We start from the raw sequence: 9,424 nt of genomic DNA on the forward strand, positions 1-9,424 counted from the left end.
TGCGATTCGGCGTCGCCCTGGCGGGCGGCCTGGCAGTACAGCTGCGCGGCGCGCACCGGATCGCGCGGCACGCCTTCGCCGTTCTCGTAGGCGACAGCCTCGTCGCGGGTCAGGCGGACCAGCAGGTCATCTGACGTGGCGAGGGCGTCTGCCTGCGCCCGCACCGTGCCGGTGAGGCAGCAGAGCAGCAGCAGGAGGGTGGGCAGGCGCATCGGTCGGACAAGAGGGAGTGGAGCCGAAACTTAACGGCCACACCCTCTGCCCACAACCGCCCATGCGCGGGGGTGGCACGAACTCCGCATACCTCCACCCGTTCAGGCTGAGGTATCGAAGCCCTTCTCGCTGTCAGCGAACCGTGTACCCGCGCCCGTCCATGCAGGCGGCCACCGCGCGCTGGAACACCGAGGCATCGGCCATCGCCGACGGCTGCGTGGTCGCCCAGCGGTTGCATTCCTGGCGGTCGGCCTCGGTCTGCGCCGGGCTCTGCCCGTTGCGCGGGTAGAGGATGGGATCCGGCGCGGGCTTCGGCGGCGGCAGAACCGGTGCCGGTTGAGCGGCATCGGCCCCCGGCGGCGGCTCGACGACGGCATAGCCGCCCGGCGCGGTCGCGTAGTAGGCGCCGTTCGCGTAGTAGTACGGCGCGCCGCCGATGTAGAGCGTGGTGTAGGCCGGCGGCAGCAGCGGCACGACGATGCCGATCGGCGGCGCGATGACGACGTAGCGCGGGCCCTGCGGGCGGAACCAGACGCCGCCCTGGTAGAAGTAGTTGCCGCCGTGGAACCCGATGCTGATGCTGCCGCCCGGCAGCGCCGCCGCGACGTAGCCGCGCGACGGGTAATAGTGGTCGTGGTGGTAGCGGTTGTCGAACTGCCAGTGCGGCGAGCGGTAGCCGGGGGGCGGGCCGCCGCGGCCGTGGCGCTCCTGGGCCTGGGACACGCCTGAAAGAACGGCCAGCGCGAGGATCGCACCGGTCAACACGAATCGCTGGATGGTTGCCATGTCGATCTCCTGGACGATGCGATCGTCGCGGGAGAGCGTATCGGGTGGGTTGCAGGTGTGCAAAGAAACGTGTGAGGTCGCTGCACCGGGGCTGACTACCAGTCATACATGTCTTTGGTCCACTTGGCACCCAGGTGATATCGCGTCGGCACGTCGCGCAAACACACCTCACGGTGACGCCGCTCAAGTCAAACTAATATCTGAACCAAGGGCATAACGTTCATATAGCTCGGGAAAGCTACCAAAGATATCCTCATCTGCGTCATAGAAATCTTGCCTTGCGGCAATCTGGCGGGCGCCTTCCAACAAGGAAATGCCAGCTGTGCCAACGAAGGCAGTCGGAGATGGATGCCTCGTGTTGAGCAAATTCATGAATCCTGCGGCTGCAGCGAAATTCGCTTTCGCCTCTTCAGACAGAAGGTAATCAACAAGGACACCCAAATAGTAGAGGAAGCAACTGCCTTTCGAGTAGTACAGCACCTCTGGCAAGGTCGAGGGACTATCGACCAGCATTTGAATGGCACGCGTGCGCCCAAGGCCATTCAAGGTGCGCCAAGCCCAAGCCTCATCCAAGTCGTCAGGGGCTGGCGTCCATTYATTACATAGAGATAGATCAATATTCATTACCGCCTCCAATTATGGACAATCCTTCTTGCAATCCCAAGCGTTCTTGAGGCGACGCTCCCACTTCTCCAGTTCCTTTTCTTTTTGCCGAATCTGGTCATCGTGGCCACGCCCCGGTCCCCAATTGCCTTCCCACAATTTTCTACCTGTGATGCACATGCGCAGCTTGCGGATTTGCCATCGCATGTTCTCGCACTTGTCCAAATTCGGAGGGGGAGGAGCACTGCAGATTCTTGAGTACGCATCGTGCATTGAATCTTTAAAGTTAATCGCTGGAACGCTTGATACGGGTTCCGGATGCAATAAGTCGTACAAGCTGCCACCGGGGGATTGGCCGGTGAAATGCTCCCACGTGTTATTGATTCCAATACCTATTCCGATGCCGCCAGCGCCTGCTGCTGCCACAGCAGCCCCGGCAACAGCCAAAGGAACACCAGCTGCAGCTCCTCCTGCGCCAACAGCCCCTGCAGCGGGCGCAAGCGTTTGCAGAGTCTGCTGAGAGCTGCCAAAGTCGAAAAGTCCAAGTGGATCCGTGCCGACCAATGGGTTACCGTCAACGTACGTGTATGTGGACGGACTCCCTCCCGCCAGCCCGATGGGGTCACTTTGCGGATATCCGCCGCGGGAGGAATCGTAGTTTCGGAAGTAGTTGTACCAGAGTCCGCTCTCCGCATCCGCATACTGCCCCGGGAACCGCATGTTCTGCGTGAAGGCCCCAAGCCCCTCGGGATTGGTCTCTGGCGCCGTCGTGCCGAACGGCTCGGCCATCCAGCGCCAGCGCTTGGCGCCGTTCTGGTCCACCACGATACGCGGTGCGTTCAGGTGATCGGCGTGGATGTAGAACACCAGCGGCGGAGCGTTCGGATTGCTCGCGTTCGCCGGGTCCGGCATGAACATCGCCACCGGGATGTTGTCCAGCCACACGTATTCGCGCAGCGCCTTGCCGGTCTGGTCGTATTCGCCCAGCAGTCGGCCCTCCAGGTCGTACACGAAGATCACCACCTCGCCGGTGCTCGTCACCTTGCGGATGCGCCGGCGCTCCGCGTCGTAGTCGTAGCTGCCGGTGACGCCCGCCTTCGTGATGCTCGCAATCGCGCCGTTCAGGCCATAGGTTGCCGTGTAGCCTGCGCTGTCGTTGGTCGTGTTGCCGGCGTTGTCGTAGGTGAAGCTTCTGGCCGGATTCGTGATGCTCGTCAGCCGGTTGCTCGTCACCTCGGTCGTGTAGTCGCTCGGGTTGCCGTTCAGGCTCACGCTCGTGCGGTTGCCGTTCGGGTCGTAGGCGATCGACCAGCTCGATGCCGACGTGATGATGCTGGTCAGTCGGCTGTTTTCGTCATACGCGAAGCCCTGGTTCAGCGCCGGCTGCGGCGTGCCGTCACTGGCCAGCAGGTGCGTGAAGCCGGTGATGCGGTCAGCCGCGTCGTAGCTCACATCGCGCAGCACATTGCCCAGTGGGTAGCGCACGATGCGACCGCTCAGGTCGAACTGCCGCGTATGATTCACCAGGCCGCTGGTCATGTGCCAGTCCCAGCCACTCACCGGGCCGAAGGGTTCCCACTTCACGTTGCTGATCAGCGGGATGGGCGTGCTGCCTGCATCCTTGGCCAAGCTCATCGCGTTGAGCTCGCCGGTGTCACGCGTGATCACCAGCACCCGGCCCGACGGGTAGGTGATSGTCATCAGGTCGCCGTGCGAGTAGGCGTACTTCACCGTCGTYTGGATCGGCACGRTGTTCGCACCGGCCTTGGCGTTCACCGATTGCACGGCTTCGGTGATCCGGCCSCGYGGGTCGTACYTSAMACGGGCGAAGCCGYTSGGGTGATCSRCSCGGCTGAGCCGGCCGATGCTGTAGGTGTAGTCCGSGCCGGTGAGGTCCCAGCTCCASGTGRTGGTCTGGCTSGCYTGKCCGCTCTGGCTGTAGACGACGCTGGTCGGCCGCCCTTCCAGGTCGTAGGTGTAGGTYTCGGTGACGCCRCGGCTGTCGGTGCGGGTCTTCAGCCGSCGKGCYGCGTCGTAGGTGATGTTGGTGATGCCGGTGTCCGGGCTGATCAGCTGCGTCGCATCGCCGAAGCCRTTGCGCGGGTAYTGCGTGACCAGGTTGCGCGGGTCGGTCACCTTCGTCGGCCTGCCKCCTCCGTCGTACTCGATCGCRGTCTTGCCGTTCCKCGGRTCGGTCARTTCCTTCACGCGGTACTGCGCGTCGTAGCTCGCCTTGTTCTGCAGGTTCAGGCTGTTCGGGGCCTTCGTCACCTTGGTGGGATTGCCCTCGGCATCGTATTCGTAGGTCGTCACCGGAATGGGTGACACCGGTGGGGGTGGAACTTGAGCCATCGCTGCGGTCGAGGTCAGCAAGGCCGAAACGGCCGCAGCAATCAGCTTGTGGTTCATCGTCTTGTTCATGTTCTCACTCCCTGCCCGTGCTTTGCTGCGCACGGCCCAGTGCGTCCATTGCCCGGACCAGGCCGCGCTTGAGCGCGCCGGCCGGGTCCTTCACACGCTCGTCCGTCTTGTTGCCGGCGTTGTCGAGCACGTAGTCGATGCGGTTGGCCTTGTGGTCGTATGCCGCCACCTGTCGGTGCGCATCGTCGTAGTCGAAGCCAACCCAGGTGCCGTTGTCGAAGGTCACTTTCTTCAGCTGACCCGCTTCGTCGTACSCATACGTCGTCGTCTCGCCACCGACCGTGTTCGTCAGCAGGCGCTGCCGCAGGTCGTAGGTGTTCACGGTCACAACGCCGCTCGGGTCGGTGCTCTGCAGCACCTGGCCGTAGCGGTTGTAGCGATCGAACGTGGTCATCTTGCCGAGCGAGGTGGTGATCGATTTCAGATCTCCGCGCTGGTGATCGTCATTCGTCTCGGCGTGGTACGCGAAAGTGGTCGTGCCGGTATCTGGATCGGTCGCGGTCAGCACGCGGCCATCGGCGTCATAGGTCCACTCGCTGACGCGGCTGGGCACCTGCGTCTGCAGCAACGGCGGCGTGCCGGTCGTCGGTGCTTCAGGAGGTGGCACGGCGTCGGACACGGCAACGAACGGCGCCGTTGGCACGGTGAAGGCAGCGGCGTAGCGGGCCAGGCCCTTGGTGATGCGTACCTCGTCGACGTAGCCCGAGAAAGTCGAGTTGGACAGCACTGCACCCATGCCTTGCAACGCCCCGATGACGGCCGGCTCCTGCACATCACCGGTCGCCGCGCTGCCTACGTTCACCGGCGTGCCCACGGGCTGGCCATTGCGATACAGCGCAAGCGTCTGGCCTGAACGGACGAGTGCGACGTGATGCCACGTGTTGAGAGGCAGCGGCACGGTGTCTTGCACCGAGTAGGCCGTCGAACCGGACCAGATCGCCGCACTCAGCGCACCGGCCTGCGGAACACCGGAGGTTTCCGTGTAGATCAACCAACCCCGAACCCCGCCGATCTGGTCATGGACCACCAAGCCTCGGTAGTTGATGGACGCACTGTCCAGGTACACCCAGAATTCCACCGTGAAGTCGCCTGAGCCGAAGTTGTAGGCATCAGCACCTTGCGCGGCGACATGCGAATCGCCGCCGTTGAAGCGGATCGAGCTCGGCCCGAAGCGGCTCGTTGTCGTGCTGAGCTGTGCGCCACCCGCGGCGGTCACGCTCTTCGCGCTGGGACTGCTGTCGGTCATGACCGTCGAGGCCTGGGCACCATCGGCATGCAGCAGCAGGCTCACGGTGGAATCCACGGACGGTCCCGAAGGCACACCAGCTCGGAGTGCGAAACCGGTACTGCCGTTCGAATCGGCCGTGGATTGCTCCACACGCTTGCACAGTGCCGCGAGCGGCTTGCCGTCCGGCAGCGTTGCACCAGCCGGCGCGCAACTTGCGATGGCTTCTGCGTTGAATGGGTCAGGTCGACCGTTGTACACGCTCGTCGTGAGCTGCCCTGGCGCGGCCACCCGGATCGGCAGGTTCCAGTCGGGGTGCCACTGCGTGCTGACCTTCACCGCACCGGCGGGCAGGTTGGCGCCCGGGCCGGTGACGGATGTGCAGTTCAGCTCGCTGCCCAGGCGCGTCACCTGAACGGCCTCGAGGCCGCGGGTCGCGTCATGCACGTAGCAGCTGCGCTTGCCGTTGAAATCGTCCTTGCTGGCCACCCGGCCGTTGGCGTCATACGACTGGCTGCGGCTGCTCGCCAGGCTCCCCGCGCCGGCGGGTTGACTCTGCGAGCTGAACTGGTTCTTGCCGTTCACGCTCACCGTGCTCCACGTCGTCGTCTGCCCGCTCGGCTCGGTCATCACCACACCTTGCGGCTGCACCCAGCTGAAGTACCGGGCGACTCCGCCTGGGTACGCCACCTGGTCGACCTGGATGGCCGGCGGTGTCGTGTAGCTCACGCTGTAGCGGTCGACCCCGCCGGCGTGCTCGGTGGCAATCGCACGGCCCTCGATGTCGTAGGTGAAGGTCGAGTACCGTTTCGCCCGTTCATCGCTGACACCCGTCAGCGCCCACGGCAGGCCGCTGTTCTCGTACAGGAAGCTGCGCGTCGTGCCATCGGACCACGTGATGCCCATCAGCCTGTTCTGGCTGTCGTAGCCGAGGGTGGTCGACTGTCCGGCGGCGTCCGTGATGCTGGCGAGGCGCGTCAACGCTCCCGCCGCGACGTAGCGAAAGCTCAGGCTGTGCCCCCGGTTGTCCATCGCCCCGATCAGCAGGCCCGGCGCCGGCGCGATGCTCGCCGGCGTCGTGCCGTCGCTGTACGTGAAGCTGGCCAGCGTGCCGTCGGTCCACGCGATGCTCGTCAACACGCCGGCGGCGTCGAAGATCTCCTGCGCGTTGTGCTTGCTGTCGTTGTAGCGATGGCCTCCACCCGCGATCGACATGAGTCGATCGGCGTCGCCCGGCTCCGCCGCGAAGGTGCCGTCCGCTGCCCGCGGCATCGAGATCACCTGCGCGTATCCCCGCGGAAAGACGGCGACCACCGGCAGGACGGTCCCGCCACTGTAGGTACGCACAGTCCCTCTGCGGTGCAGGTTGCTGTACCACAGAGAACTGCCGAGGACGCTTCCGATCTGCTCCAGGCCGGGAACGCTGGCATAGACCTTCGGCGTCTTCGGCGTCTTGCTGGTGGTGTCGTAGCTGAACGTCAGCGTCGTGCGCCCGATCACGAGACCCGTGTCCACCTCCTCATGCTTCACGCCGCGCAGCGGGTAGATCGGGTTGCCCTTGCAGACATCGCATTCGGGCGGCGGTGGGGAGAGCGCCACCGGGATGTCGACCACTTCGCCACCGAGTTGGCAGCTCGCGGCATCGGGCGCAGCCGGGTAGTCGACGAGCGCGTAGTCGGGCGGGCAGGTTGCGACGTGGAACACCGCAGAGAACGCTGCCGGGCTGACGGGGTCCGCCGTCCAGCACTCGCCGACAACCCATTTCCCCTGGCCGAATCCGACCGGCACCGCGTGAAAGACCAGCGGTCCGCCAAATCTTGCGGCCATCAGGTCGCAGCTGCCCTGTGGCGACTCCGCGTCCGCGAAGGGCTCCGAGATGTAGTGCCAGTACGGATCCAGGACGTCGGTCGCCTGCGCGCTGCCGATCCAACCCATGCACAGCAGCGCCACCGCCACCGACCACATCATGGCGATCGCTTTCGCCTTGGCTTGCGCCCATGGCGCCGCCAGCGCCCGCAGGCGCTTCCATCCACTTGACATTGCGTTCCTCCGAATGACCTTGCGTACCTTGACATGACCGCCGTCGTGCCCTCTTCGTGGGAGGGGATCGACTGCGGAGTGCGCGGATTAGACTGGAACGAAATGACCGCCGCAAGTGCGTGTCGCGGCTGGTGGACAGTTGTTGACAAACTGCCAAGCCTCACGGCGCGAATTGTGCAGATCCATCGCTATTCCATTGCGAGGCTCTTTCGGGTTTCGATCGGGGAAGACCTACCCGTTCAGATGCGGCAGCTTCTCGTACAAGGTCGCCCGCGAGATCCCCAGCAGCCGCGAGGCCGCRAGCTTGTTGCCGCCGGTCGCCGCGAGCGCCTCGCGGATCGCGCGGCATTCCAGTTCGGCGATCGCCTGCGGCAGTGACTTCGGCGTCGACACCCTCACGGGAACCGGCAACGGTTCCAGCGCCGCCTCGATCGCCAACCCACCGCTGTCCTGCGCCGCCACGTGCCTGAAATGCCGCGCGCTGAGCGTCATGTCATCGGTCATCAGCGTCGCCTGCTCCAGCACGTTGCGCAGCTCGCGGATGTTGCCCGGCCAGCGGTGTCGCGCCAGCAGCGCCAGCGCATCCGGCTCCAGGCTCTTGTGCGGCAGCCCGCTGCGCCGCGCGATGTCATCGGCCAGCGCCTCGATCAAGGCCTCCAGGTCGGCCATGCGCTCGCGCAGCGCCGGCAGCCGGATCGGCAGCACGTTGAGCCGGTAGAACAGGTCGGCGCGAAAGCGCCCGTCGGCCACCATCGCCGGCAGGTCGCGACTGGTCGCCGCGATGATGCGCACGTCCACGCGCTGCACCGTGTTGCTGCCCAGCGGCTCCACCTCCTGCTCCTGCAGCACGCGCAGCAGCTTCGACTGCAGCGCGAGCGGCATGTCGCCGATCTCGTCCAGGAACAGCGTGCCGCCATCGGCCAGCTTGAACTTGCCGTCGCGGCCCTTGCGATCTGCGCCGGTGTACGCGCCGGGCGCGACGCCGAAGAACTCCGCCTCGAGCAGGCTGTCGGGCACCGCGGCGATGTTGACACCGACGAACGCGCGCGAGGCCCGCGTGCTCGCCGCATGGATCGCATGCGCGAGCAGCTCCTTGCCGGTGCCGGTCTCGCCCAGCAGCAGCACCGTGCTGTCGGTCTGCGCCACGCGCCGCGCCTGCCGCTTGACCTCCATCGCCTGCGGGCTCGCGCCGATGAAGCTCGCCACCGTGAACTTCGGCCGGCGCTGCGCGGCGAGCTGCCGGCGCGCATCGTCCAGCTCGCGCTGCAGGTGACTGAACTTCGTGATCAGCGGCTGCATCGTCGTCTCGGGGTGGTCGAGCAGCACCATGCCCATCGCACCGATCACCTCGCCGCGCTCGTCGCGCAGCGGCAGCCGGCTCACGAGGAAGGTGCCGGCCTGGTTGGTCAGCAGGTCCACCAGCATCGGCTGGCCGCTGTCGATCACGTGCGCCATCAGCGTGTTCGGCACCACCTCCTCGACCAGCCGGCCGACGAAGTCGTCCTCCGCATGGCCGAGCGCCGGCAGGAATCGCTTGTAGCCCTCGCTGATCCACACGATGCGGTGCCGGCGATCGACCACCAGCATGCCCATCGCAGTGCGCGCGAGCGTGTCGAACATGCTGCGCGCGGCCAGCTTCAGCAGCGCGTCGGCATCGGCCGGCAAGGTCGGCGGCGTCGGGAATTCAGGGGTGTCTGGCACGCGGACACTGTAGCGAGCACACCGCGCCGCGCACTCAGGGTTTGTCTTTGTCGCAGCCCCTCTTGTAATTATGAATTACTGGATTTAGAGTCATCCGAACCGCCGCACCGTGGCGGCCCACCGGTGAGAACCCCATGGTCGACCCGACACCTCTGCGCCCAGCATCGCTTCACGAAGAAGTGGCCGCTCGCCTGCGCAACATGGTGTTCGAGCGCCAGCTGGCGCCCGGCCAGTGGATCGACGAGCTCGCACTGGCCAGCGACTGGAAGATCAGCCGCACGCCGCTGCGTGAAGCGCTGAAGGTGCTGGCCGCCGAAGGGCTGGTCGAATTGGTGCCGCGCCAGGGCTGCAAGGTGACCGAGCTGTCGGAGGACGATGCCGACGAGCTGTTCCCGGTGATGGCGCTGCTCGAAGGCCGCTGCGCGTTCGAGGCGG

Annotated in this window: 7 protein-coding genes; 1 reads left to right on the forward strand and 6 read right to left on the reverse strand. The window is 65.5% G+C overall.

Annotated features, from left to right (window positions below; translation table 11 throughout):
• From AC1D15_RS09640 to AC1D15_RS09665, 6 genes are all read right to left on the reverse strand, one after another.
• On the reverse strand, nucleotides 1-212 hold a 212-nt coding region (locus tag AC1D15_RS09640; protein ID WP_477825802.1), incomplete at its 3' end, for an SEL1-like repeat protein.
• Between the two features lie 133 nt (nucleotides 213-345).
• Nucleotides 346-999: a DUF6515 family protein gene (locus AC1D15_RS09645; RefSeq protein WP_477825803.1), complete on the reverse strand. Its 654-nt coding sequence runs from the start codon at nucleotides 997-999 to the stop codon at nucleotides 346-348.
• Nucleotides 1,000-1,182: 183 nt separating this feature from the next.
• Nucleotides 1,183-1,572: a hypothetical protein gene (locus AC1D15_RS09650; RefSeq protein ID WP_477825804.1), complete on the reverse strand. Its 390-nt coding sequence runs from the start codon at nucleotides 1,570-1,572 to the stop codon at nucleotides 1,183-1,185.
• A gap of 63 nt (nucleotides 1,573-1,635) precedes the next feature.
• On the reverse strand, nucleotides 1,636-4,023 hold the full coding sequence (locus AC1D15_RS09655; protein WP_477825805.1) for an RHS repeat domain-containing protein: 2,388 nt from the start codon (nucleotides 4,021-4,023) through the stop codon (nucleotides 1,636-1,638).
• Nucleotides 4,024-4,027: 4 nt separating this feature from the next.
• Nucleotides 4,028-7,204, reverse strand: coding sequence for a LamG-like jellyroll fold domain-containing protein (locus tag AC1D15_RS09660; protein WP_477825806.1), 3,177 nt, complete (start codon nucleotides 7,202-7,204; stop codon nucleotides 4,028-4,030).
• Nucleotides 7,205-7,519: 315 nt separating this feature from the next.
• On the reverse strand, nucleotides 7,520-8,989 hold the full coding sequence (locus AC1D15_RS09665; RefSeq protein WP_477825807.1) for a sigma-54 interaction domain-containing protein: 1,470 nt from the start codon (nucleotides 8,987-8,989) through the stop codon (nucleotides 7,520-7,522).
• A gap of 134 nt (nucleotides 8,990-9,123) precedes the next feature.
• On the opposite strand from AC1D15_RS09665, the gene AC1D15_RS09670 reads away from it, so the two are divergent.
• Nucleotides 9,124-9,424: GntR family transcriptional regulator (locus tag AC1D15_RS09670; RefSeq protein WP_477825808.1), on the forward strand; the 301-nt coding region annotated here is incomplete at its 3' end.

The organism is Rhizobacter sp. P2_H2, assembly GCF_056403375.1.

Bases quoted from the DNA above. Each gene is read 5' to 3' on its own strand.
- AC1D15_RS09645 (WP_477825803.1), bottom strand. From the start codon at position 999: ATGGCAACCATCCAGCGATTCGTGTTGACCGGTGCGATCCTCGCGCTG.